This is a genomic window from Actinomycetospora callitridis (assembly GCF_028737265.1).
In the GTDB taxonomy this organism is placed as follows: Bacteria; Actinomycetota; Actinomycetes; order Mycobacteriales; family Pseudonocardiaceae; genus Actinomycetospora; species Actinomycetospora callitridis.
In genome coordinates, this window is record NZ_JAQZAK010000009.1 from 87,662 (window position 1) to 109,192 (window position 21,531).

32 protein-coding genes and 4 tRNA genes are annotated in these 21,531 nt (G+C 74.0%); 22 read left to right on the top strand and 14 right to left on the bottom strand.

Annotated features, from left to right (window positions below; all coding sequences use genetic code 11):
- The first annotated feature begins 8 nt into the window (after positions 1-8).
- Positions 9-656 carry a TetR/AcrR family transcriptional regulator gene (locus tag PH191_RS23495; RefSeq protein ID WP_274197059.1) on the top strand — a complete coding sequence of 216 codons (648 nt, stop codon included), beginning with the start codon at positions 9-11 and terminating at the stop codon, positions 654-656.
- Here the strand turns inward: PH191_RS23495 and PH191_RS23500 are convergent.
- On the bottom strand, positions 653-1,483 hold the full coding sequence (locus PH191_RS23500) for an alpha/beta fold hydrolase (protein WP_274197060.1): 831 nt from the start codon (positions 1,481-1,483) through the stop codon (positions 653-655). The genes PH191_RS23495 and PH191_RS23500 overlap by 4 nt on opposite strands.
- A gap of 116 nt (positions 1,484-1,599) precedes the next feature.
- Between PH191_RS23500 and PH191_RS23505 the strand changes: the two genes are divergently transcribed.
- A complete protein-coding gene (locus PH191_RS23505; protein ID WP_274197061.1) occupies positions 1,600-1,998 on the top strand; it encodes a hypothetical protein in 399 nt (132 codons plus the stop codon).
- Here PH191_RS23505 and PH191_RS23510 read toward each other — a convergent pair.
- A complete protein-coding gene (locus PH191_RS23510; protein WP_274197062.1) occupies positions 1,977-2,228 on the bottom strand; it encodes a hypothetical protein in 252 nt (83 codons plus the stop codon). The two genes, PH191_RS23505 and PH191_RS23510, sit on opposite strands and share 22 nt — an antisense overlap.
- Positions 2,229-2,371: 143 nt before the next feature.
- On the opposite strand from PH191_RS23510, the gene PH191_RS23515 reads away from it, so the two are divergent.
- The 4 genes from PH191_RS23515 (at position 2,372) to PH191_RS29995 (ending at position 5,536) form a co-directional block, all read left to right on the top strand.
- Positions 2,372-2,995 (top strand): class I SAM-dependent methyltransferase, encoded by a 624-nt coding sequence (locus tag PH191_RS23515; protein WP_274197063.1) that lies wholly within the window; start codon positions 2,372-2,374, stop codon positions 2,993-2,995.
- 68 nt (positions 2,996-3,063) lie between these two features.
- Positions 3,064-4,038, top strand: a complete 975-nt coding sequence (locus PH191_RS23520; RefSeq protein ID WP_274197064.1) for an NADPH:quinone oxidoreductase family protein — start codon at positions 3,064-3,066, stop codon at positions 4,036-4,038.
- A gap of 6 nt (positions 4,039-4,044) precedes the next feature.
- Positions 4,045-4,845 (top strand): alpha/beta fold hydrolase, encoded by an 801-nt coding sequence (locus PH191_RS23525; protein WP_274197065.1) that lies wholly within the window; start codon positions 4,045-4,047, stop codon positions 4,843-4,845.
- Positions 4,846-4,858: 13 nt separating this feature from the next.
- On the top strand, positions 4,859-5,536 hold the full coding sequence (locus PH191_RS29995; protein ID WP_337994091.1) for an AAA family ATPase: 678 nt from the start codon (positions 4,859-4,861) through the stop codon (positions 5,534-5,536).
- Positions 5,537-5,551: 15 nt separating this feature from the next.
- Here the strand turns inward: PH191_RS29995 and PH191_RS23535 are convergent, their stop codons facing one another.
- The 6 genes from PH191_RS23535 to PH191_RS23560 all read right to left on the bottom strand — a co-directional run bounded on the left by PH191_RS23535 (position 5,552) and on the right by PH191_RS23560 (position 7,442).
- The gene (locus PH191_RS23535) at positions 5,552-6,334 is read right to left on the bottom strand and encodes an IclR family transcriptional regulator (RefSeq protein WP_274197066.1); all 783 of its coding nucleotides are present in this window, start codon (positions 6,332-6,334) and stop codon (positions 5,552-5,554) included.
- Positions 6,335-6,422: 88 nt separating this feature from the next.
- On the bottom strand, positions 6,423-6,563 hold the full coding sequence (locus tag PH191_RS23540; RefSeq protein ID WP_274197067.1) for a hypothetical protein: 141 nt from the start codon (positions 6,561-6,563) through the stop codon (positions 6,423-6,425).
- Positions 6,564-6,647: 84 nt separating this feature from the next.
- Positions 6,648-6,719: transfer RNA gene (locus PH191_RS23545), tRNA-Val, on the bottom strand.
- A 1-nt stretch (position 6,720) separates the two neighbouring features.
- Positions 6,721-6,792, bottom strand: a tRNA-Cys gene (locus tag PH191_RS23550).
- A 58-nt stretch (positions 6,793-6,850) separates the two neighbouring features.
- Positions 6,851-6,923: transfer RNA gene (locus PH191_RS23555), tRNA-Gly, on the bottom strand.
- 93 nt (positions 6,924-7,016) lie between these two features.
- Entirely contained in the window at positions 7,017-7,442 is a 426-nt protein-coding gene (locus PH191_RS23560) for an SsgA family sporulation/cell division regulator (protein ID WP_274197068.1), read from the bottom strand.
- Between the two features lie 301 nt (positions 7,443-7,743).
- Here PH191_RS23560 and PH191_RS23565 point away from each other — a divergent pair, with 301 nt between their 5' ends.
- From PH191_RS23565 to PH191_RS23600, 8 genes are all read left to right on the top strand, one after another.
- Positions 7,744-8,316 (top strand): RNA polymerase sigma factor, encoded by a 573-nt coding sequence (locus tag PH191_RS23565; protein ID WP_274197069.1) that lies wholly within the window; start codon positions 7,744-7,746, stop codon positions 8,314-8,316.
- Positions 8,313-9,191 (top strand): anti-sigma factor, encoded by an 879-nt coding sequence (locus tag PH191_RS23570; RefSeq protein ID WP_274197070.1) that lies wholly within the window; start codon positions 8,313-8,315, stop codon positions 9,189-9,191. The genes PH191_RS23565 and PH191_RS23570 overlap by 4 nt, the downstream gene beginning before the upstream one ends.
- Positions 9,188-9,676: a TIGR02611 family protein gene (locus tag PH191_RS23575; protein WP_274197071.1), complete on the top strand. Its 489-nt coding sequence runs from the start codon at positions 9,188-9,190 to the stop codon at positions 9,674-9,676. The genes PH191_RS23570 and PH191_RS23575 overlap by 4 nt, the downstream gene beginning before the upstream one ends.
- A gap of 26 nt (positions 9,677-9,702) precedes the next feature.
- A tRNA-Val gene (locus PH191_RS23580) sits at positions 9,703-9,774 on the top strand.
- A 385-nt stretch (positions 9,775-10,159) separates the two neighbouring features.
- Entirely contained in the window at positions 10,160-10,537 is a 378-nt protein-coding gene (locus tag PH191_RS23585; RefSeq protein WP_274197072.1) for a hypothetical protein, read from the top strand.
- Positions 10,537-10,896, top strand: a complete 360-nt coding sequence (locus PH191_RS23590) for an ANTAR domain-containing protein (protein ID WP_274197073.1) — start codon at positions 10,537-10,539, stop codon at positions 10,894-10,896. The genes PH191_RS23585 and PH191_RS23590 overlap by 1 nt, the downstream gene beginning before the upstream one ends.
- A 61-nt stretch (positions 10,897-10,957) precedes the next feature.
- Positions 10,958-11,314 carry an ArsR/SmtB family transcription factor gene (locus PH191_RS23595; RefSeq protein ID WP_274197074.1) on the top strand — a complete coding sequence of 119 codons (357 nt, stop codon included), beginning with the start codon at positions 10,958-10,960 and terminating at the stop codon, positions 11,312-11,314.
- 2 nt (positions 11,315-11,316) lie between these two features.
- Entirely contained in the window at positions 11,317-11,802 is a 486-nt protein-coding gene (locus tag PH191_RS23600; RefSeq protein ID WP_274197075.1) for an SRPBCC family protein, read from the top strand.
- 101 nt (positions 11,803-11,903) lie between these two features.
- Here the strand turns inward: PH191_RS23600 and PH191_RS23605 are convergent, their stop codons facing one another.
- Positions 11,904-12,350 (bottom strand): winged helix-turn-helix transcriptional regulator, encoded by a 447-nt coding sequence (locus tag PH191_RS23605; protein WP_274197076.1) that lies wholly within the window; start codon positions 12,348-12,350, stop codon positions 11,904-11,906.
- Positions 12,351-12,451: 101 nt separating this feature from the next.
- Here PH191_RS23605 and PH191_RS23610 point away from each other — a divergent pair, with 101 nt between their 5' ends.
- From PH191_RS23610 to PH191_RS23630, 5 genes are all read left to right on the top strand, one after another.
- Positions 12,452-12,841, top strand: a complete 390-nt coding sequence (locus PH191_RS23610) for a tautomerase family protein (protein ID WP_274197077.1) — start codon at positions 12,452-12,454, stop codon at positions 12,839-12,841.
- A 41-nt stretch (positions 12,842-12,882) separates the two neighbouring features.
- On the top strand, positions 12,883-13,173 hold the full coding sequence (locus PH191_RS23615; protein WP_274197078.1) for an ArsR/SmtB family transcription factor: 291 nt from the start codon (positions 12,883-12,885) through the stop codon (positions 13,171-13,173).
- Entirely contained in the window at positions 13,170-13,562 is a 393-nt protein-coding gene (locus PH191_RS23620) for a VOC family protein (RefSeq protein WP_274197079.1), read from the top strand. The genes PH191_RS23615 and PH191_RS23620 overlap by 4 nt, the downstream gene beginning before the upstream one ends.
- Before the next feature lie 69 nt (positions 13,563-13,631).
- A complete protein-coding gene (locus tag PH191_RS23625) occupies positions 13,632-14,159 on the top strand; it encodes a DinB family protein (protein ID WP_274197080.1) in 528 nt (175 codons plus the stop codon).
- Positions 14,160-14,422: 263 nt separating this feature from the next.
- Positions 14,423-15,205, top strand: coding sequence for a GAF and ANTAR domain-containing protein (locus PH191_RS23630; protein ID WP_274197081.1), 783 nt, complete (start codon positions 14,423-14,425; stop codon positions 15,203-15,205).
- Here PH191_RS23630 and PH191_RS23635 read toward each other — a convergent pair.
- Entirely contained in the window at positions 15,202-15,837 is a 636-nt protein-coding gene (locus tag PH191_RS23635; RefSeq protein WP_274197082.1) for a VOC family protein, read from the bottom strand. The two genes, PH191_RS23630 and PH191_RS23635, sit on opposite strands and share 4 nt — an antisense overlap.
- A 108-nt stretch (positions 15,838-15,945) precedes the next feature.
- Here PH191_RS23635 and PH191_RS23640 point away from each other — a divergent pair, with 108 nt between their 5' ends.
- Positions 15,946-17,508, top strand: a complete 1,563-nt coding sequence (locus tag PH191_RS23640) for an MFS transporter (protein ID WP_274197083.1) — start codon at positions 15,946-15,948, stop codon at positions 17,506-17,508.
- A gap of 38 nt (positions 17,509-17,546) precedes the next feature.
- The gene (locus PH191_RS23645) at positions 17,547-17,771 is read left to right on the top strand and encodes a hypothetical protein (RefSeq protein WP_274197084.1); all 225 of its coding nucleotides are present in this window, start codon (positions 17,547-17,549) and stop codon (positions 17,769-17,771) included.
- 10 nt (positions 17,772-17,781) lie between these two features.
- Here PH191_RS23645 and PH191_RS23650 read toward each other — a convergent pair whose 3' ends face one another.
- Positions 17,782-18,138: a MarR family winged helix-turn-helix transcriptional regulator gene (locus PH191_RS23650; RefSeq protein WP_274197085.1), complete on the bottom strand. Its 357-nt coding sequence runs from the start codon at positions 18,136-18,138 to the stop codon at positions 17,782-17,784.
- Between the two features lie 281 nt (positions 18,139-18,419).
- Here PH191_RS23650 and PH191_RS30150 point away from each other — a divergent pair, with 281 nt between their 5' ends.
- Positions 18,420-18,791, top strand: a complete 372-nt coding sequence (locus PH191_RS30150; protein WP_420791840.1) for a maleylpyruvate isomerase N-terminal domain-containing protein — start codon at positions 18,420-18,422, stop codon at positions 18,789-18,791.
- Positions 18,792-18,920: 129 nt separating this feature from the next.
- On the opposite strand, the gene PH191_RS23660 is transcribed toward PH191_RS30150, so the two are convergent.
- From PH191_RS23660 to PH191_RS23670, 3 genes are read right to left on the bottom strand one after another with little or no spacing between them, the layout of a single operon-like run.
- Entirely contained in the window at positions 18,921-19,757 is an 837-nt protein-coding gene (locus PH191_RS23660) for a hypothetical protein (protein ID WP_274197087.1), read from the bottom strand.
- Between the two features lie 41 nt (positions 19,758-19,798).
- Positions 19,799-20,932 carry a hypothetical protein gene (locus PH191_RS23665; protein WP_274197088.1) on the bottom strand — a complete coding sequence of 378 codons (1,134 nt, stop codon included), beginning with the start codon at positions 20,930-20,932 and terminating at the stop codon, positions 19,799-19,801.
- Positions 20,929-21,441 carry a CvpA family protein gene (locus PH191_RS23670; RefSeq protein WP_274197089.1) on the bottom strand — a complete coding sequence of 171 codons (513 nt, stop codon included), beginning with the start codon at positions 21,439-21,441 and terminating at the stop codon, positions 20,929-20,931. The genes PH191_RS23665 and PH191_RS23670 overlap by 4 nt, the downstream gene beginning before the upstream one ends.
- Positions 21,442-21,531: the final 90 nt, after the last annotated feature.

Below are 21,531 nucleotides of genomic sequence, written 5' to 3' on the forward strand. Positions count from 1 at the left end.
CGCGGCACGTGACCGAGGGTGGCGAGGTGGCGGCTGCGGCACCCCTCGGGCGACGCGCAGCGACCAAGGCCCGGACCCGGGAGGCGCTCCTCGAGGCCGCGCGCCGGGTGTTCGCCGAACGCGGGTACGGCCCGGCGTCGGTCGAGGAGATCGCGAAGACGGCCGGTGTGTCGGTCGGGTCGGTCTACGTGCACTTCGCGAGCAAGGAAGCGCTGTTCACCGCGCTGGTCGAGGACCAGACCTCGGTGGCGGTCGACCTGAAGTCCACGATCGTCTCGGGCGACCCGGGGGAGACCTTCGCCGCGCTCGACCGCCTCGTCTCCGACGTCGCCGACTCGCGCGAGGAGGCCCTGCTCGACGCCGAGGTCTGGCTCTACGCCGTGCGCCACCCCGAGTTCGCCGACCGTCTCGCGGAGCACGAGGTGCGCCTGGCCCGGTTCGCCACCGACGTGCTCTCCCGCGACTGGGAGAACCTCGACCCGGCGGTGCGCGATGCCGTCCGGGACGACGAGTTCGTCGTCGTCGCGGCCGCGCTCTACCACGGGCTCATCCGGCTGCGGCGCGTCCTCGGCGAGGACGCCGTGCGGGCCGACCTCTTCAGCCGGGCCCTGCGCCTGATGCTGCGGCTCCCGTCCGCCGACGAGTCCCAGCGCTAGCGCGACCCCGGCAGGACCGACCGCAGCACGGGCTCGAAGGCCACCGCGTCCTCGGCGAAGCCGATGTGGTCGCCGGGGAACAGCGTCGGCTCGAGGCCCAGCGCGTCGGCCAGGGCGCGGGAGCTCCGGTCGCAGAGCTGGCCGGCGGAGTCCCGGCCGATGCCCACGACGATCCGCGTCCGCCCGGCGCGCAGGGCGTCGATGTCCGGCCGGAAGTGCGTCGTCGGCCGCAGGAGGTGGGCGTTCTGGTAGTCGCCGTCGGCCTGGGCGGCCGGGTCGGGCTCGCTGCCGAAGACCATCTGGATCATCTCCTCGGGCATCTCGATGGCCGCGTTGGCGAGGAACGCCCGCCAGGAGCCCAGGTGGTCGCCCGCGAACCAGCGCTCGATGACGACGTCCTCGCCGGCGTGGCGGTCGTCGCGGTCGGGGAGGAGCTCGACCAGGGGCGGTTCGTGGGCGACGACGGTGTCGACGAGGTCGGGATGGCCCTGCGCCAGCGCCAGGGCGGTCACGGCACCGCCACTGGAGCCCAGGACGGTGACCGGTCCGCGCGCCCCGTCGGGGTCGACGTGCCGGACGAGGGCCGCGACGTCGTCCGCCCGCGTGGCCAGCGTCGGGGTGGCGTCGGGGTCGTCGACCGGGCTGCGCCCGATCCCGCGGGTGTCGGTGGTGAGCACCGTGTGGTCGACGGCGAGCAGCTCGGCGAGGCCCGCGAAGGCGTCGGCGCCCATGGGTGTGCCGAGCAGCACCACGAGCGGGCCGTCGCCCCGGACCTCGTGGTGGAGCCGGGCACCGGGGACGTCGAGGGCGGCGGTGAGGGTGGGCACGGGTGTCCTCCGGGGGTGGTTGCGGACGGCGGCGTGGGGACGTTCGTGGAGGAGACGGACGCCGCGCCCGGAACTCATCGGCGGGTGCCGATGATCGACGAGGGGTACACGACGCCATGCCCTCCTCCCGCTCGCGACGTTCCCGCGACCTGACCTGGTTCCCCCGCCTGCTCGGCGTGGCCACCGCCGGCTACAGCGTGGCGATCATCGCCCGCCCCGAGCTGTTCACGAAGCCCACCGCGCTGCAGGCCGATGGGGCGCCGCTGCCGACGGCCACCGCGATCGGGGTGCGTGCCCTCGGCGGGCGCGACCTCGCGTGCGGGCTGGCGATGGCCCTCGCCCCGGCGGGCAAGGCGCTGCGCACCGCCGTGGCCGTGCGGGTCGGGTCCGACGTCGTCGACCTGGTGCTGCTCGGTACGTCGCTGCCGGAGCCCACCGCGCGAGCCAAGGCGGCCGGCGTCGCGGGGGCGTGGGGCACGCTGTGCGCCCTGGGCTACCTCGCCGCGGGCGACTGATCGGCCGGCACCTCGCTGAGCCGCAGGTGGTAGACGCCGGCGGAAGGGGTGAGCGGATGCAGGTCGTAGACGTGGACGACCTTCGGCCCGTCGTGGAGGTGGGTGTGCGTCACCGTCGGCAGCGGGGTGCCGTGGCGTGCCTCGCGCACCTCGACGCGTCCGTCGAGCGGACCCCCGACGTAGAGCAGCACGGCGTCCTCGTCGGCCGGCTCACCGGGCGGAACGGTCATGAGGACCTCCTCGGACGGCGCGTCGGTCGGCGGTGCGGCTGTGAAGCCCGGGGCTGGGACGCCTGTGTCGGCGTGGCGTTCAGGGTAGGGAAAGCACGGCCCCTTGCGCAGCGTCTGCGCGGCGTCACTTTCCGGAGCCAACGATGACCGCCGGTGACGGCATCCGGAACTGGACGACGCCCGGCCGTCCTCCGCTCGTCCCCGAGGTCACCCTGCTGCTCGCCGAGGACATACACCGCACGTGGTCGGCGATCGACGAGGAGGCGCCGCCGTTCTGGGCGTTCGCCTGGGTCGGCGGCCAGGCCCTCGCGCGCCACGTCCTCGATCACCCCGACCTCGTCCGGGGCCGCCGGGTGCTCGACCTCGCCTCGGGGTCGGGGCTGGTCGCGATCGCCGCCCTGCGCGCCGGCGCCTCGGGCGCGGTCGCCTCGGACACCGACGCGCGGGCCCGCGCCGCGATCGTGCTCAACGCGCAGGCCAACGACGTCGAGATCGACGTGGTCGGCGACGTCCTGGACGCCGACGAGCCCCTCGACGTCGACGTCGTGCTCGCCGGCGACGTCTTCTACGAGCAGCCCATGGCCCGGCTCGTCGAGCGCTTCTGCGACGAGGCGGTCGCGGCCGGTGTCGACGTCGTCGTCGGCGACCCCGGCCGCGAGTACCTGCCGCGGCGTCGCGTGAGCGCGCTCGGGAGCTACGACGTCGTCGGGACCCTCGACCTCGAGGGCGGCGAGACCACCCGCACCACGGTCTACCGCTTCACCTGACATCCCCGCCGCGCTCCTGTAGAACCGTCACGGCTGACGGTCCGGTCGGCCGGGAACGGGAGGTCGCGGTGCGCGCGGTACAGGTCGTCCGGCTCGACGGGCCGGACGCGGTGGAGGTCGCCGAGGTCGACGAGCCCACGGTCGGCGACGGCCAGGTGCTCATCGACGTGGAGGCGGCCGGCGTCGTCTTCCCCGACCTGCTGCTGTCCCGCGGCGAGTACCAGATGAAGCCCGACCTGCCCTTCCTGCTCGGCAGCGAGGTCGCGGGCACGGTGCGCGAGCCGCCGGACGGCTCCGGCTTCGCCGCCGGCGACCGTGTGGCCGCGATGCCGGTGCTCGGCGGGTTCGCGACGACCGTCGCCGCCTCGACCGAGCTGGTGTTCCCGCTGCCCGACGCGGTGTCGTTCGACATCGGCGCCGGCCTGCCGATGAACTACCTGACCGCGCACTTCGTGCTCGAGACCCGCTGCCACCTCGCCGAGGGCGAGACCGTGCTCGTGCACGGCGCCGCCGGTGGCGTGGGCGTCGCCTGCATCCAGTTCGCCAAGGCGCGCGGGGCGACGGTGATCGCCGTCGTGTCCTCCGAGGGCAAGGGCGAGGTCGCCCGGGCCGCCGGGGCCGACCACGCGGTGCTCGTCGAGGGGTTCAAGGACGCCGCGAAGGAGATCACCGGGGGCGCGGGCGTCGACGTCGTCGTCGACCCCGTCGGTGGCGACCGGTTCACCGACTCGCTGCGCTCGCTCGGCGACGACGGCCGTCTCGCGGTCGTCGGCTTCACCGCGGGCGACATCCCCACCGTCAAGGTCAACCGGCTGCTGCTGAACAACATCTCGGTCGTCGGTGCCGGCTGGGGGGCGTACGCCTCCAAGCGGCCGGGCTTCATGCGCCGGCAGTGGGACGCGATGCTCGACGACATCGCGGCGGGGCGTCTCGCCCCGCCGATCAGCGCGACCTACCCGCTGGCCGAGGCCGCGTCGGCGATCAACGAGCTGGCCGAGCGGCGCGTCACCGGCAAGGTGATCGTCCACCCGCGGGAGCACTGAGGCGCCGTGGAGCTCGCGCACACCCGCACGGGGACCGGGGAGCCCGTGCTGCTCCTGCACGGGATCACGCACCGGCGCCAGGGCTGGGACCGCGTGGTGCCGCTGCTCGCGCAGGAGCGGGAGCTGTGGGCGGTCGACCTGCCCTCCCACGGCGACTCGCCCGACCTGCCCGGCGACTACGCCGGCGACATCGCCCCGCTCGCCGACGCGGTCGAGGCGTTCTGCGCCACCCACGGCCTCGACCGTCCCCACGCCGTCGGGAACTCGATGGGCGGCCTGGTCGCCCTCGAGCTCGCGGCGCGGGGCACGGTGCGCTCGGCGACCGCGCTCTCGCCCGCGGGGTTCTGGTCGCGGGCCGAGCGGGTGTACGCCCGCGCGATCCTCGGCGGAGCCCACGCCGCGCTGGCCGTGATCCCCTCGCAGCGGCTCGAGCAGATGCTCGCCACGCCGATCCTGCGCACCGCGCTGCTCGGCCTGCTGCTGGCCCACCCGTCGCGGATCGACCCCGCGGAGGTCGGCGCCGATCTGCGAGGCCTGAGCCACCCCCGCTCGTCGTTCGCGACGATGCTCGCCCACTTCGACACCTGGGTCGCGCCGTCCCGTTCGGCGGTGCCGACGACGGTCGGCTGGGGCTCGCGGGACATGCTGCTGCCCCGCTGGCAGTCCGGGCGGCTGCGCCGCGCCCTGCCCGACGCCGCGGTGTACGTCCTGCCGGGCTGCGGGCACGTCCCGATGGGCGACGACCCCGCGCTCGTCGCGGACTTCATCCTCGCCGCGACCCGCCCGCGGGCGAGCCGCGCCGCCTGACGGGCCCCGCGGTGTGCCGACCCTCTACCTGACCCGCGGGCTCCCGGCGTCGGGCAAGACGACCTGGGCGCGGGCGCTGGTGGCCTCGCGGCGACCGGGGCGGATCGTGCGGGTCAACCGCGACGACCTGCGGCGCAGCATGGTCGACCCCGACTACGCGGCCCCGGTCGACGCGGTCGAGCGGGTGATCTCCGCGGCGGAGCGCCGGCTCGTGCAGGGCATGCTGCAGGACGGGGTCGACGTCGTCGTCGACGCCACGAACCTGCGCGCGGCGGTGGCGCGGAGCTGGCTGGCGCTGGCCGAGGAGTGCGGGGCGGAGTGGCACGTCGAGGACGTCGTCGCCGACCTCGAGGACTGCGTGCGCCGCGACGCCGCCCGTCCGGAGCGCGAGCGCGTGGGGGAGGAGCGGCTGCGCGACCTGCACGCCCGCTTCGTGGATCCCACGACGGGGCTCCTGGCCCCGCTCGCCCCGCCGCGTCGTCCCCTCCCCGAGGCCGAACCGTGCCAGCATGGACCCGTGGCCCACGAGAACGAGTGGTACTTCTGCCTCAAGCACCATCAGGTGGAGCCGTGGGACGGCTGCCGCGCCGCCGATCGCCTCGGTCCCTATCCCGACAAGGAGACCGCCGCGCACGCGCTCGAGATCGCCGAGCAGCGCAACAAGGCGGCGGACAAGTACGACGAGAGCTGATCTCCGCGCTGCCGGCTACCGGTACCAGCCCCGGTGGGCGACGCGGGCGACGTCGGTGACGTCGGTCGTGAGCCGATCGAGCTCGTCGCGCAGGCGCGCGGCGGGCAGCGACACCGCGATCGCGGCGCTCACCCGGCCGCCGGGGTCGGCGATCGGGGCGCACACGCACGCGAAGCCCGTGGCGTACTCCTCGCGGTCGACCGCGAACCCGTCGCGCCGCACGCGCGCGAGCTCGGCGTCGTAGGCGTCGGGCGAGGTGATCGTCGCGGGGGTGTAGGCCCGCCAGCGGCGCGGGTCGAGGCGGGCCCGGCGCCCCGGCCGGTGCGCCACGAGGACCTTGCTGACCGCCAGGGCGTGCGCCATCGACGGCGGGACCCGCGGCGGCAGCTCGGGGACGAGCCCCAGACCCTGGTGCCCGCGGATGTCGACGACGTCGATGTGGTCGTCGTCGGCCCACTCGACGAGGTAGGTCCAGGCGCGGGTGCGCCGGTAGAGATCGCTGACGGCGTCCGAGAGGATCTCGGGCAGCTCGCGCCGCGGCGCGGTCGGGACGGGCCGCAGGCGGTAGCCGCCGGAGGCCGTGCGCTCCACGTGGCCGGCCCCGAGCAGTCCCTGGACGACCGGGGTGCTCGACCGCCCGAGGTGGCCGCTCAGATCGGCGAGATCGACACCTTCGGGGTGGGCCGCCAGCATGCGCAGGACACGGAGCGTGCCGGGCGCGACGAGACCGGAGGTCCCGGTGGCGGGCCGTTCGCTCCGCATGTCGCCCGACCGGGGGAGCGGCACATCGATCGTCACGTCGAGTGACTCTAGAGAATCGGACATCGAGAAGGAACCGAGCTTCCCTGAGGGAACCCTGGCACGTCCCGAGCTAATCGGCCTCGAGCTAATCGGCCTCGAGCTGGGCGCCGCAGGACGGGCACCGCGTGGGTGGGTCCTCGTCGGCCAGCCGCCCGCACTCGCCGCAGACCCGGTGCATCCAGCAGGCCGGGTCGCCGCCCAGGTCGTCGTCGGGCACGTCCGTCACGGTGACCTCCCCGGAAATCGGCCCAGGACATGCAGAAAGCCCTGGCCGTCGACCATTCCAGGTCGCTGACCAGGGCTTCTGGGGTGGGCGATACTGGGATTGAACCAGTGACCCCTACCGTGTCAAGGTAGTGCTCTCCCACTGAGCTAATCGCCCGAGGCGCAGGCGGGAATCGAACCCGCGTACAGGGCTTTGCAGGCCCTTGCCTAAGCCACTCGGCCACTGCGCCAGGCATCCGGAGGTCGTCCGGCTCACCCTGGAGAAGTTGATGCCGAGGAGCCCTCCCGAGCGGACGACGGGACTCGAACCCGCGACCCTCACCTTGGCAAGGTGATGCGCTACCAGCTGCGCTACGTCCGCGTGTGGCCGGCGGGTTTCGGGGTTCCGACCCGCCGTTGCCGACGAAGAGAACACTACTGCACCGTGCGCCCCCGCTTCCCGCGGGGGGGTCTGTCAGCTCGGATCGCTCGAGAGCAGCAGGCCCAGCGCGTGCTCCAGATCCAGCCAGTCGTCCTCGGCGCCCGGGGCGACGATCTCGTGGGTGCGGGCGAGGAACTCCGACACCTCACGGCTCGCGGCGCGGAAGGTGGCGTGGCCCGAGGGGGAGCTGAGCTCGATCTCGATCGACTCGGCATCACCGTCGGAGGGGCGGATGCGGACGTCTCCCGCGCCCGAGGCGCCGAGCAGTCCCTCGGTGAGGAGGTCCCGCGAGAACACCCACTCCACCCATCCGGCGCGGCCGGTGCGGAACGCGGCCTGCACGGCGTACGGGTCGCGAGTGTCGTAACGCATCTCGACCTGGACGGGCACGGGCGGGTTCGGCGGACCGACGAGGTCGAAGACCGCCGTCGAGCGGATCGTCGTGTGGTCGTTGAGCATGTGGCTGCCTTTCGCACGCTGCTGTCGTTCGGGGAAACGACTGGCAAGCGACCCTGTGACGGCGGTTCACCCGGCTCACGCATGCATCACACCGGACGGGCAACCACAGGGCGACTTACCCGGTTCGGTTCCGTAACGAACCACCCACCCCGGCCGGGCGTTCGTGCCTGCCCCGGGAGCACTAGCCTGACGCCTGTCTGACCCGGCCATACACACCCGAGGAGAGGGTCGACCAGTGACGGAAGCGTCGCGAGGAGTCCCAGAGGCGGCTCCGGAGCGTGACGACGACGGCCTAGCTGGTGTGACCGATGCCACACTGCTCGAACAGATCGGCGAGCGCAGTGCGGACGCCCTCGCGCAGCTCTACGACCGGTTCGGGCGCCCCGCGTACTCCCTGGCCCGGCGTATCTGCGTCGACGAGTCGCTGGCGGAGGACGTGGTGCAGGAAGCGTTCCTCGTGGTGTGGCGGGACCCCGGACGGTTCGACCCGGACCGCGGCGCGGTCTCGAGCTGGCTGCTGACCCTCGTGCACCACCGCGCCGTCGACGCGGTGCGCCGCGAGGCGACCCGTCGCAAGCGGACCGTGCCGCCCAGCGCCGACGGCGAGGAGTGGAACGTCCCGCCCGGGCCGGGGGCCGACCAGGCGGCCCTCGGGGCGGTCGTCGCCGGGAAGGTGCGTGACGCGCTCGGTCAGCTGCCGGCCGACCAGCGCGAGGCGCTCGCCCTGGCGTACTTCGGCGGCTACACCCAGCGCGAGGTGGCGAGCCTCGTCGGGATACCCCTGGGAACGGTGAAGTCCCGGATGTTCGCCGGGACCCAGAAGCTGCGGGCCCTCCTGGGCCCGCACGTCGAGGTGGACGAGGAGGGACGATGAGCGACCGGGCCGTCCCCGACTCCCACACCGGCGCCCACGACGCCCTCGCGGTGGGCTGGGCGCTGCACACCCTCGACCACGACGAGGAAGCGGACTTCGCCGCCCACCTCGAGACCTGCCCGACCTGCCGGCAGACGGTCGACGAGACGCTGGAGACGCTCGGCGAGCTCGCCGAGGCCGTCGTCCCGGTCACCCCGCCGCGCCACCTGCGTCGCCGGCTGCTCGACGCCGTGGCGGCCGAGTCGGCGGCGTCGGGCGAGGGCATCGATCTGCCCGAGCTGACCGGGGCCCCGGCGGCGGAGCCGGCCGCTGCCGACGCCGCGCCCGCGCCCGCCGCCGAGGAGCGGGACGCGACCGTCGTGCCGCTCTCGCCCCGGCGGCGGGCCTCCCGCTGGCTCGCGGTGGCCGCGGTGGCCCTGGTCGTCGCGGCGGTCGGGGGCCTCGCGGTGGCCAACCAGTCCCTGCGCACCGAGCGCGACGCCGCCGCCGCCGCGGCGGCCCAGGCCGAGCGCGACGCCTCCGTGGTCGACGTGCTCCGGGACGCGGGCACCCCCGGTGTCACGCACGCGACGCTGGCGAGGCCCGACGGCACGCTCGTCGGGCTCGTCGTCGACGACGGCAGCGGCGCCCGCGTCCTCACCAGCGGGCTCGACGCCAACGGGGCCGACGAGGTCTACGTGCTCTGGGGCCTCGCCGACGGGACACCGCGGCCGCTGGGGACCTTCGACGTCACCCAGCAGACCCCGGCCGTGAGTTCCGTACCCTCGACCACGGCGGCGGTCCCGTTGGCCGGTTTCGCGGTGTCGATCGAACCGGGCCGGACGGCGCCCGCCACGCCGACCCGAGTCGTCGCGAGTGGACAGGTGGGAACGTGAGCGAACCGGCCGAGCAGTCGACCGCCACCGCTGACAAGGCGCCCGCCGAGGGCCCGACCACCGCCACCGCGCCGCCCCGGCACCGCACCCTCCGCACGCGGCTGCGGCACTTCCGCGCCCGCGTGCGCGGCAACCCGCGCGCCAACCTGATCTGGCGCATCGTCGTCGGCGTCCTCGGCGGACTGGTCCTCGTCGCCGGCATCGTCGCGATCCCGTACCCGGGCCCCGGCTGGCTGATCGTGTTCGCCGGCCTCGGCATCCTGGCCACCGAGTTCACCTGGGCCGGCCGGGTCCTGCGCTTCGCCCGGCACCACTACGACCGCTGGATGGAGTGGGTCGGACGGCAGAGCATCGTCGTCAAGTGCCTGCTCGGGCTGCTCACCTGCGCCATCGTCCTGGCGACGCTCTGGCTGCTCGGCGCTCCGTATCTCGTGGCCAAGCTGGTGGGCCTCGGGCACTGGACCTGGCTGCAGAGCCCGCTCTGATGATGGTCTAGGCTCGTCCAGGCCGCGGGCGATTAGCTCAGGGGTAGAGCGCTTCGTTCACACCGAAGAGGTCACTGGTTCGATACCAGTATCGCCCACGCACCAAGGCCCTGGTCACAGGCTCGCACGAGCCGCCGACCAGGGCCTTCGTCGTCCTCGTCGTCGCGCAGGGCCGTGCGCGGAGTCGTTGCCGCAGGATGCATCGGCAGCCTTCCTCCGGTGACGGGCGCGCTGCTGGCCGCCAGGGAGTGCTGTCGAGCGGTACGCTGCGTGCTCGGTCGACCGCGCGGCCGTGACCCGGACACGGGGCGCCGTGGTTGTCATGGCGTTTCCGTCAGTCCCGTTGTTCATGTGCATCCCCGACCTCCGTGTATCGGTGGGGAGGGCAGATCGCCGCGCATGTCGCTTCGGCTCTGCCTGAACAGTGCGCCCGGCGCGCTGGTCTCCGTGCCCTCCGCGCCGCGAGCAGTGGGGAGCACGACCATGAGCACCGAACAGGACGATCAGGTCCTCGTCGCCCTGCGCAACGCCGCCCGCGATCTGACCCGGCGGCGCAGCATCCGCGACCTCGAGGAGACGCTGGGCCAGATCGTCGCCTCGGCTGTCGAGACCGTCCCGGGAGTGGATGCGGGCAGTATCTCGATCACCGAGCACGGCCGGATCGAGACCCGCCACCCCACCAGCGAGGTGATCGGCAAGCTCGACGGCACCCAGAGCGAGCTGCGTGAAGGGCCCTGCATCACCGCGATCGAGAACCCCCCCCGAACGGTCTCGTCGTCGCCGGGGATCTCGCCGGGGCTGACGCCCAGCGGTGGCCCCGGTTCGCGCCCTACGTGGTCGAGGCCGGATATCGGGCGTTGATGTCGACCCAGCTGGCCACCGGCGCCGGCCTGCGCGCGGCGCTGAACCTGTACTCGGCCACCCCGGATGCCTACGACGACAACGCGCGCACCATGGCCGGCCTGTTCGGTGTCCAGGCCTCGTTGCTGCTCTACGGCGCCGAGACCGCCGCCCACCTCCAACGCGCGGTGGACAGCCGCGATGTGATCGGGCAGGCCAAGGGCATCCTCATGGAGCGCTTCAAGGTCGACGACGAGGACGCCTTCAACATGCTGGTCAAGTCCTCCCAGGACACCAACATGAAGCTCACCGCGGTCGCCCACTGGCTCATCAGCGAGGCCCGCGGGTCGGTGTCCACCGCCCGACCGACCACCCACTGAATCCACCGGAGCGGACACCCCAGGCTCGACATCCTCATCGGTTCGTCGTAGCTTACGGTTCGTGTCAGCTTACGGAGATGCGGGACTCGGGTTGCTCGGCGACCCGATGCGTCGCGCGATCTTCGAGACGCTGGCACGCCGGCCCAGCTCGGTCGGCGACCTGGCCGAGCGGCTCCCGATCAGCCGGCCGGCCGTGTCCCAGCACCTCAAGGCGCTCAAGGACGGCGGTCTGGTCGTCTCGCACGCCGAGGGAACGCGGCGCATCTACCGGCTCGACCCGCAGGGCGTGGCCGCGCTGCGGAGCTGGCTCGACGGCGTCTGGGAGCACGCTCTCGCCGACTTTCACAAGTTCGCCGAGCAAGCCGCCGCCGACGAGACCGCCGGCACCGACCACGCAGATCCGTCTTGCAAGGAGTAGCCATGACCACACCGATCCCGGCGATCGAGGGCAAGACCACCGTCAACGTCAGCCGTGACCGCGCCTTCGAGCTGTTCACCGGCCACTTCGGCGCGTGGTGGCCGCGGCAGTACCACATCGGGTCGTCCGAGGTCGCCGACGTGATCCTGGAGCCCCACGAGGGCGGGCGGTGGTTCGAGCGCGGGGTCGACGGCTCCGAGTGCGACTGGGGCCGGGTGCTGGCCTGGGAGCCCACGGAGCGGGTGCTGTTCACCTGGCAGATCGGCGGGGACTGGCAGTTCGACCCCGATCCCTCGCACGCCAGCGAGATCGAGGTCCGCTTCCACGCCGACGGTCCGGAGCAGACCACGGTCGAGGTCGAGCACCGCCACTTCGAGCGCCTCGTCGGCGGCGAAGGTGTCCACGGTGCCATCGAGCACGGCGGTGGTGGCTGGGTCGCGCTGCTCGCTGCCTACGCGCAGACGGTGGCCGGGGGAGGGACGTCGTGACGGGTGCCGACGCGACGCGCCTCGCGCACAGCGAGGGCCTGCTGCGCTGAGCCGTTCGACGTCGTGGTGCGACGAGACGTGCCCGGCCGGCCCCTGCGCGTCTACCAGGCCCCGGGCTCGAACTCCGCGGTCATCTCCCGCCAGGCGATGGGCTCCGCGCAGTGGCTGCAGGTCACGCGCGCCTCGGCCGGGTGTCCGCAGGCTCGGTGGATCAGGCGCACCGGCGCGACGTCGTTCTTGTACGTGTCGCCCCAGCTCATCAGCGTCACGAGGACCGGGTAGAGGTCCGCGCCCTTGCGGGTGAGGCGGTACTCGTGGCGCGCCGGGCTGTCCTGGTAGGGGACGCGGTCCAGCACGCCCTCGGCGGTGAGCAGCCGGAGCCGGTCGTTGAGGACGTTGCTGCCGATGCCCAGCTTGTCGCGGAAGTGGTCGTAGCGGCGCTCGCCGCGGAAGCACTCGCGCAGGATCATCATCGTCCAGCGCTCGCCGATCACCGACCACGTCCGGGCCACCGAGCAGTAGACGTCCTGCAGATCGTCGTGCTTCACGAGCACCAGGGTAGGACACTTTTCGAGTCCCAGCAGGTTGCGCCCCTGCGGGACCTCTGTCACGGTCAGACTCGAATCGAGTCCGACCCGTGGAGGATGACGTGCCCTTCTACCAGTTCACCGTGCCCACCGGCGGAGCGACGCTGGACCACAAGGCCGAGGTGGCCGCCGCGATGACCAAGGTCCACGCCGAGGTCACCGGCGCCCCGGGGACCTACGTGCAGTGCTCGTTCACCGAGGTCGCGCCCGGGAGCGTATTCGTCGCCGGCGAGGCGGTGGAGGGGCCCCGGATGGTCGGGCTGATCCGGTCCGGACGCTCGCCCGAGGTGCGCGCCAAGCTCATCAGCGGTCTCGCGGACGCCTGGTGCGCGATCACGGGCGACGCCAAGGAGGACCTCGGCATCTTCATCGTCGAGATCCCGGGCGCGAACGTGATGGAGGCCGGCGCGATCCTCCCCGAGAGCAGCGAGGACGTCGGCGCCATCCTCTGAGTCGTTGACAGGCAAGTCGCGACTTGCCTAATGTTCCGGCCGTGGGCGACGTCTTCAAGGCCCTGGCCGACCCCACCCGGCGCACGATCCTCGACGAGCTGACCGACCGGGACGGTCAGACGCTCTTCGAGCTCTGTGGCCGCCTGACGATGAAGCACGGGCTCAGCTCGACGCGGCAGGCGATCTCGCAGCACCTCGACGTGCTGGAGGCCGCCGGCCTCGTCGAGACCACGCGCGAGGGCCGGTACAAGTTCCACCACATCGACACCGGGCCGTTGCGGACGATCGTCGAGCGCTGGCTCGCGGGGGACAGGGGAGAGGAACCGACGTGAGGATCCACATCGCGAGCGTCTTCGTCGACGACCAGGAGAAGGCGCTGCGGTTCTACGTCGACGTCCTGGGCTTCACGACGAAGCACGACATCCCGCTGGGCGGCGAGGACCGCTGGCTCACCGTGGTGTCCCCGGAGGACCCCGACGGCACCGAGCTGCTGCTGGAGCCCGGTGGGCACCCGGCGGTGCAGCCCTTCAAGGACGCGCTCCTCGCCGACGGCATCCCCTTCACGCAGTTCGCGGTCGACGACGTCGAGGTCGAGTACGACCGGCTGCGCGCGCTCGGCGTGACCTTCACCCAGGAGCCCGTCGACATGGGCCCGGTGACCACCGCCGTGCTCGACGACACCTGCGGCAACCTCATCCAGATCGTCCACCAGTCCGGCTGAGTCACCAGGAGAAGTCCGCGCGAAATCCGCTCGTCCGCCCGGGCCTGTGCTGCCACCCTCGGGCGGACGATGGACATCGACTGGAACGCCGAGATCGCGGCGCAGCTGCAGACGCACTGGTCGCGCCAGCTGCGCCCTCGGCTCGACGGGCTGACGGACGCCGAGTACTTCTGGGAGCCCGTCGCCGGAGCGTGGACGGTGCGGTGGAGTCGTGACGACGCCCGGTTCGTGTGCGACGTCGTGATCCCGCCGCCCGAACCCCCGCCGGTGACGACGATCGCCTGGCGGCTCGCCCACGTCAGTGCGCTGCTCGAGATGGGGCTCGAGAAGTTCGGTGGTCCCGCCGTCGCCTGGACCGCGGTGACCCCGCCGGCCGGGACGGCGAGCGGGGCGCTGGATCACCTGGATGACGTGTTCGGCCGGTGGATGGAGGGTCTCCGCGGCGTCGGGACCGCCGGGCTCGCGGCGCCCGCCGGACCGCCCGGAAGCCCCCTCGAGGGGTGGACCACCGCCGCCATCGTCCTGCACACCCAGCGCGAAGTGATCCACCACGGCGCGGAGATCGCCCTGCTCCGCGACCTGTACGGGGCCGGGTGACGGCGCTCGTCGTCCGGGCCGTGTCCCTCGGTGACCGTCACACGCTGTACCAGTAAAGTAGCGGCGCCGCGGTCGAGCAGACGGCCGCTTCGTGGATCGGGGCGCAGGCGAGGCCGGCGCTTGCCAGGTCTCTCCGCGCCGACGGTCCCCGGTACCCCGCCCGGGACGGGTCGTCGGTGCGCGCGTGAAGAGACCGGCAGTGCGGCACATCGTCCGGTTGCCGCCCCGCCTCTCGTAGCGACCGCAAAGGTGGGGACAGCACGGTGCACCCGGGGCAGGCCGATCAGCTCGTCGTCGCTCTGCGCAGAGCAGCCCGGACGCTTCTGGACCGACGCAGCATCCGGGATCTCCAACAGACGCTGTCGGAGATCGTCTCGGCGGCCGTGGAGACGGTGCCCGGCGCGACCGCCGGCGGCCTGTCGGTGACGGAGGACGGGATCGTCGACTCCCGCAACCCGACCAGCCGCGGCATCTCGGAGCTGGACCGGCTGCAGGGCGAGCTCCACGAGGGCCCCTGCGTCACCGCCCTCGAGTCCCCGGCCGAGGACGGCGCGGTGATCGCGGAGGACCTCGCCGGGGTCGACGCGCAGCGGTGGCCCCGGTTCGCGCCCGCGGCGGTGGCCGCGGGCTACCGCTCGATGCTCTCCACCCAGCTCACCACCAACGGGCGGATGCGGGCCGCGCTCAACCTCTACGCCGCCGAGCCGGGTGTGTTCGACTCCGAGGCGCGGCAGCTGGCGGGCCTGTTCGGTGTCCAGGCCGCGATGCTCCTGCACGGCAGCGAGCAGGCCGTCCACCTCGGCCGGGCCGTCGACAGCAGGGACGTCATCGGCCAGGCCAAGGGCGTCCTCATGGAACGCTTCGGGGTCGACGAGACCGAGGCGTTCCAGATGCTCGTGGAGTCGTCCCAGAGCACCAACCTCAAGCTCATCGACGTCGCCCGCTGGCTCATCGGCGAGGTCGCGCGACGGGGCACCCACCGCGGGTCCGCGGATGCCGCCGGGCTCGACGCCTCGTCGGTCGGGCCGAACCCGCCCGGCAGCTAGCTCTCCAGCACCACGGGGCCGTCGGGCGTCCGGAGCTCGGCGCGCAGGAGCGGCGGCCCGTCGGCGACGGTGACGCAGCCCGAGAGTCCGAGACCCGCGAGCCGGCGGCGCAGCGCGTGAGCGTCGGGTGTGGCGAGGACCAGGCGCTCGAGCCGGACGCCGGCGTCGGGCATCCCGCTGGTGGGGTGGGGCCCGTCCCAGGTGATGAGGCTCGGTACGAGTCCGCTGCCACCGCCGGGGAGCGCACCGTCGGCCGGCACCGTCAGCGTCCACGACAGCGCGTCGCGGGAGAGCCGGAGGCGTTCGCCGTGGTCGTCGGGGCCGGGCGGGAGGACGCCGGGGCGGGCGACCCAGTGCAGCAGCCGCGGGCCGTCGGCGAGGCGCGCCCGGACGGCGGGCTCGTCGAGCCCGAACCAGCGGGGGCGATCCGGCGCGGGGGCGTCGGGGTCGACGGCGATCAGCTCGAGATAGGTGCTCCCACCCAGGGCGAGCAGGGCGTTGTGGGTGCCGAAGCCGGCGTGCCGACCGCCCGGCCCGAGCCGGACCCCGAGCTGCTCCTCGAGGGCCGGCACGCCGTGGGCGAGGTCGGTGGCGGCCACGACGAGGTGGTCGACGGCGGGTGTCGGGGGCACGGGTGCGACGGTACGGCGGCCGCCCTGGTAGCATCGCAGGACTGCTCGGTTGTTTTCTAGGATCGAACGCTGCTAGCGTCCTCCCCGTTCCCACCCGAGGAGGACCCGATGGCCCCGCCCGCGACGACCGGACGCCGAGCGTGGATCGGGCTCGCCGTCCTGGCGCTGCCGACGCTGCTGCTCTCGCTCGACATGAGCGTGCTCTACCTGGCGCTGCCCGCCCTGTCCGCCGACCTGGGCCTCGGGCCGACCGCCCAGCTCTGGGCGATGGACGTCTACGGCTTCATGATCGCGGGCTTCCTCGTCACGATGGGCACGCTCGGCGACCGCATCGGGCGTCGCCGGCTGCTGCTCATCGGGGCGGCGGCGTTCGGTGTCGCCTCGGTGATCGCCGCGTTCTCGAACGGCCCGGCGATGCTGATCGCGACGCGGGCGCTGCTCGGGGTCGCCGGGGCCACGCTCATGCCCTCGACGCTCGGGCTGATCCGGACGATGTTCCCCGACCCGCGGGCCCGGGGGACGGCGATCGCGATCTGGATGAGCTGCTTCATGGGCGGGATGACGATCGGTCCGCTGATCGGCGGCGTGCTGCTGGAGGCGTTCTGGTGGGGCGCGGCCTTCCTCATGGGCGTGCCGGTGATGGCGCTGCTGCTCGTCCTCGGGCCGGTACTCCTGCCCGAGTCGCGCGACACGGGCGCCGGGCGGCTCGACCTCGTCAGCGTCGCGCTCTCGCTCGGCGCCGTGCTGGCCGTCGTCCACGGGCTCAAGTCGCTGGCCGCCACGGGTCCCGAGCTCGGGGCGCTCACGTCGCTGGTGGTCGGCCTCGGGGTCGGCGCCCTGTTCGTCCGCCGTCAGCTCCGCCTCGCCGACCCGCTGCTCGACCTGCGGCTGTTCCGCCACCGCGCCCCGGCGGGCGTGCTGGGCATCGGGCTCGGGGGCGGCGTGGTCATGGCCGGCACCTTCCTGCTGCTCACGCTGTACCTCCAGCTCGTCGCGGGCCTCTCGGTGCTCACCGTCGGCCTGGTGCTCGCGCCGCTGCAGGCGGCCATGGTCGTGGCCTCGCTGCTCGCGCCGCGGCTGGCGCAGTCGATCCGCCCGGCGCGGGTGATGGCGGGCGGCCTGCTGATCGGCGCCGTCGGCCTGGCCGTCGTGGGGCTGCTCGGCGCCGGGGAGGGCGGCGGCACCCTGGTCCTGCTCGGCGGCTTCCTGCTCGCCTCGGTGGGGATCGCGCTGCCGACGGCACTGGGCACGGACCTCCTCGTCGGCTCGGTGCCCGAGGAGAAGGCCGGCTCGGCCGGCGCGCTCTCCGAGACCAGCGGCGAGCTCGGCATCGCCCTCGGCGTCGCGACGCTCGGCAGCCTGGCCACGGCGGTGTACCGCGACGACCTCGTGGTCCCGCCGGGGACGCCGGCGCCGCTCGCCGACGCCGCGCGCACGGGCATCACCGAGGCGATCGCCGCGGGCCCGACGCCCGAGCTCTTCGACGCGGTGGCGACGGCGTTCACGGCCGGCCTCGGATGGGCGGCCACCGGCGGGGCGCTCGTGTTCGCCGGCCTGGCGGGGCTCGCCCTGGTCGCGTTCCGTCAGGTGCCGGTGACCGCGGCGCCGGAGGTCGAGGGCCAGAAGCCCCAGGAGGCCCGGGAAGCCCCCGAGCTCGCGTCGGCGGCCTGAGCGGGGTGCGGTCGGAGGCGCCGCGTACGGTGCTCCGCATGCCGGGCATCACGTGGCCGCCGAACGACACCGACCGGAACCGGTTCCTGTGTCGCCTGCAGCTCGCGGTCTACGTCGCGGCCGCCCTGTACTTCGGGGCGTTCGCGCTGGCGACCGGCGCCTTCGTGCCCTGGGCGATCTTCACGGTCGCGCTGGCCGCGGCTCTCGTGGCGGGCGCGGCGATGCTGCTGATGAGGGCGCAGCGCCAGGGTCCGGGGCGCTGAGCCGGACGGATCAGCCCGGAGGCCCCGCGGAGGCGACGGTCTCCCATCGCCGGGACAGGGCGTCCAGGTGGACGAGGAGCTGGTCGACGTCGATGGCGTGCTCCGCCATCAGCTCCTGTTCGAGCTCGCGTGCCCGGCGGTGCACCCGGGCCAAGGCCTCCCGTCCGTCGTCGGTGAGCCCGAGCAGCTTGCGCCGCCCGTCCGCAGGCGCCTGCGTGCGCGCGATGAGTCCGCGGTCCTCGAGCCGCCGGCACACGTCCGCCATGGTGGAGCGGTCGAGCGCGACGGTGTGGGCCAGAGAGCCCTGATCGAGTTCCGGGTGGGCGTCCACCGTGACGAGCACGGAGTACTGAGGTCCGGTGAGCACCGGATCCACCCTGCGGGCCCAGGCGGCCGTGTAGGCCTGGTGGAGGCGCCGGGCGAGATAGCCCGGCGCGTGGCGTATGGCGTCAGGGGTGGCTGGGCCACCCTCCGGAATCGTCCCGTCCCCCTCGCGTGACATTCGTCCACTCTGACACAACCGAGTGACACACAACTCGGTATGACGTGCGAGGAGGGCGACGAGCGGTCGACCGATTCAGTTCACCGGACGTTCGGTCGGTTTTTCCTCCGTACGCAGAGTAGCGCCGGGTGAGAGGGTCCCATCCCGTGGACGGCATCGCGGAATGGACCCGCGCGCAGGAGCGCGTCATCGACCTCGCGGCGGGCCTGCCCGCGGCCCGGGCGTCGGCCACCGTGCTCGCCTGCCCGGACTGGACGGTCCGTGACCTGCTCTCGCACATGGTGGGGCTCGGTGCCGACGTCGTCGCCGGGGACGAGCCCGAGGACCACAACGAGGCATGGACCGCGCGGCAGGTATGGCCGCGATGCGCGAGCGCTTCGTCGCGCGGTTCGCGGGCCGGCTCGACCCCGGGCTGCCGCCGATCGCGCTCGTCGGCGAGGGCTGGTCGTGGACGTCGGGGGAGGGCGAGCCGGCGGTCGAGGTCCGGGCGCCGGACTCCGAGCTCGCCCGCGCCCTGATGGCGCGGCGCTCCGCCGCCCAGCTGCGGGCGTGGACGGTGCGCGGTGACGTGGAGCCCTACCTCCACGCCTTCGCCACGCTCGGTCCGCTGCCGGACCGCGACCTCACCGAGTAGCCCACCGATCAGCTCAACGAATGGTGCGCGGCGCCTGGCTGGGGAAGAGCAGGCGCACGTCGTCGATCGTCACCAGCCTCAGGTGGATGACCTGCTCGACGACCGCGATGCGCCAGCCGCGCGTCTTGTCGTTGAGCCGGAGGCCGCGCAGCCAGCGCTGGGCGTGCCGGAACGCCTCGCTCTGCGTCTTGGGGCTGGGCGCGGGACGGCCCTCGGCGCGGTGCCACTCCGCGATCTGGTCGGCGTCGCCGTGCACCTCGCGCGACGTGCCCGCCCCGGCGGTGGCGGCGGCGATGAGCGTCGGGCCGCAGGCCGCGACCAGCACCGACCACCACGTCTCGGCCGTGGGCAGCGAGGTGTCGATGGTGCGGCCACCGGCGAGGCCCCCGCTGGTGGTGACCCCCGCGGCCGCGGTGGGGGCGAAGCGCAGCAGCGCCAGGGTGAGCTCCTGACCGTCCGGGAACCACAGGCCCAGCGAGGAACGGTCGTCGCGCACGAGCAGGCCGTTGCCGGTGCGGATGCGGTCCTTGCCGGGGACACCGGGCACGAACAGGGTCAGCAGGCCACCGTGTCGCTGCCGGTTGATGATCAGGTAGGCGTCGTCGCGGACCTCGATCTCGACGGCCAGGCGTGACACGCGGTCGTCGGGGACGGCGACGTGCCGCGCGGCGCCCGCGCCCTCGTCGCGCCGGCGACCGGTGCCGTCGCCACGGCCGATCGTGACCCGTTCGCCCCACGGGACCGACTGGGCCCGCTCGGTGCGGACGTCGAGGACGGTGAGCCCGCCGAGGGCCATGCGCGGGGTCCCCGGAGAGGGGGCCTGCGGAGCGCGGGCGACCGGTCGTGTCACGACACCTCCCGTCCAGCGTGGGCGGGAGGCCCGTGCTGCCCCTAGCCGCCCCCGTCGCGGCGGGGTCCCGCCGGCCGACCCCAGGATACGCGGGGACGGGCCCGGGTCTCCTCCTCGCGGGGACCGCCGACGGGGGTCGGGGCACGGCCGCGTGTGGCGTCCCGGGCGGCGTCCCGGGCCCTCTCGGCGACCCGCTGCACGAGCGTCGCGCCGCGTCGGGATCCGGGCCGGGGCCCCGCGGTCGGGGTGACCACGGTCGTCCGTGTCCCGGGCGCGTCGGTGTGCTTCTCGGTGTACGGGGAGCGGGCACCGCCTGCTCCCCGGGACCCCCCGACGGTGTCCCGGGGAGCCCCGGCCGGCCCCCGCGCCTGAGCCGGCCGAGGTGGGGGCGGAAGAGCCCGCCCGGGCCGGCCGCCTGCCCGCGGCACGGCCGGGCGAGGCCCGGGTGGGGACGGCGGACGGCCGGAGCCGTCAGCCGAGATGGGGGGCGCCGCCGGCGGGGACGACAGCGACGACGGGGTCGGGTCCACCGCCGAGGCCGTCGCCACGGGTGTCGCGGCGGGCCGGGAGAAGGCCGCGGTGACGAGCACGCGCCCGACCGGGACGTCGGCCCCCGCGAGCAGGTGCAGGAAGGTGCGCTCGGCGAGGCGGCGCGCGTCGGTGTCGCGGGCGTGCTCGAGGTAGCCCGAGAGCAGCTCGTCGGCGAGCACCTCGAGCGGCCAGCGGGCGGCCACGTCGGCGAGGTCGTCGGGGTGGAACTCCACCCACAGGTGCGGGGCCGCGACGCGCTGGCCGCGCGGCGTCCACACCAGGGACTCCTCGGACGCGAGCCGGCGGGCGGCGGCGCGGATGAGCCCGTCGCCGTGCACCCACGGCCGGCCGAGCAGCCCGCGCACGGCGCGACGCACCCGGTCCGAGGCCGTGGGCGGGGCGAGGTCCGTCGTCGGCAGCGCCTCGAGCACCGGGGACGAGCCGTCGCCGCCACGCGGGCCGCGTCCTGTGGAGGACACGACCATCCACGCCAACCCGGCGGTGCCGGCGACGAGGACGAGCACGAGCAGGGCCATGACGAACGAGCCGGAGCCGAGCCAGGTCAGGAACAGGAGGCCGACGGCGGCCGCGCCGACGAGCCGGGGCCAGGTGAGGGCGGAGCGGGCAGTGGTCGTCGGGGTCATCGCGCACCTCCGTCGGCGAGCGTGGCGCTCTCGGAGGGCAGCAGCGTGAGCGGGTTCGGCAGGTGCTGTGCGGCGGCACCGAGCACGGAGCTGTCGCGGGCCGCGTCGCCCAGCCCGGTGGGGCCGAACGCGGACACGACCCCGACGGCCAGCACGAGCAGCATGAGCGCGAGGGCGCCGTGGGCGACGACGCCGAGGGCGCGGTCGGGCAGACCGGGCCGGCGGAACCCGCCGCCGCGACGGGCGGCGAGGGTCTCGCCGAGACGGCGGCCCACGCCCCAGCCGACGAGGGCGCCGACGAGCGCGGCGCCGATGATGATCGCCCCGCGCGACACCGTCGCGTCGGGCGCGACGAGCAACGGGACCAGCCAGCGGGCGAGCGCGCCGGCGAGCAGCACGCCGGCCACGGCGCCGGCGGCGCGGAGGACGAGTCCGGTGCCGCCACGGCGCCAGCCGCGCAGCGCGGCGATCAGGACCACCGCGAGCACCACCAGGTCCACGACGGTCACGGGAGCCTCCTCGATGTCCGTGCTTGTCCCGGGGTCGCACACACGACTCCGGCTGACATCGAGTCAACCCCCGCGGACACCGGCCCGGCG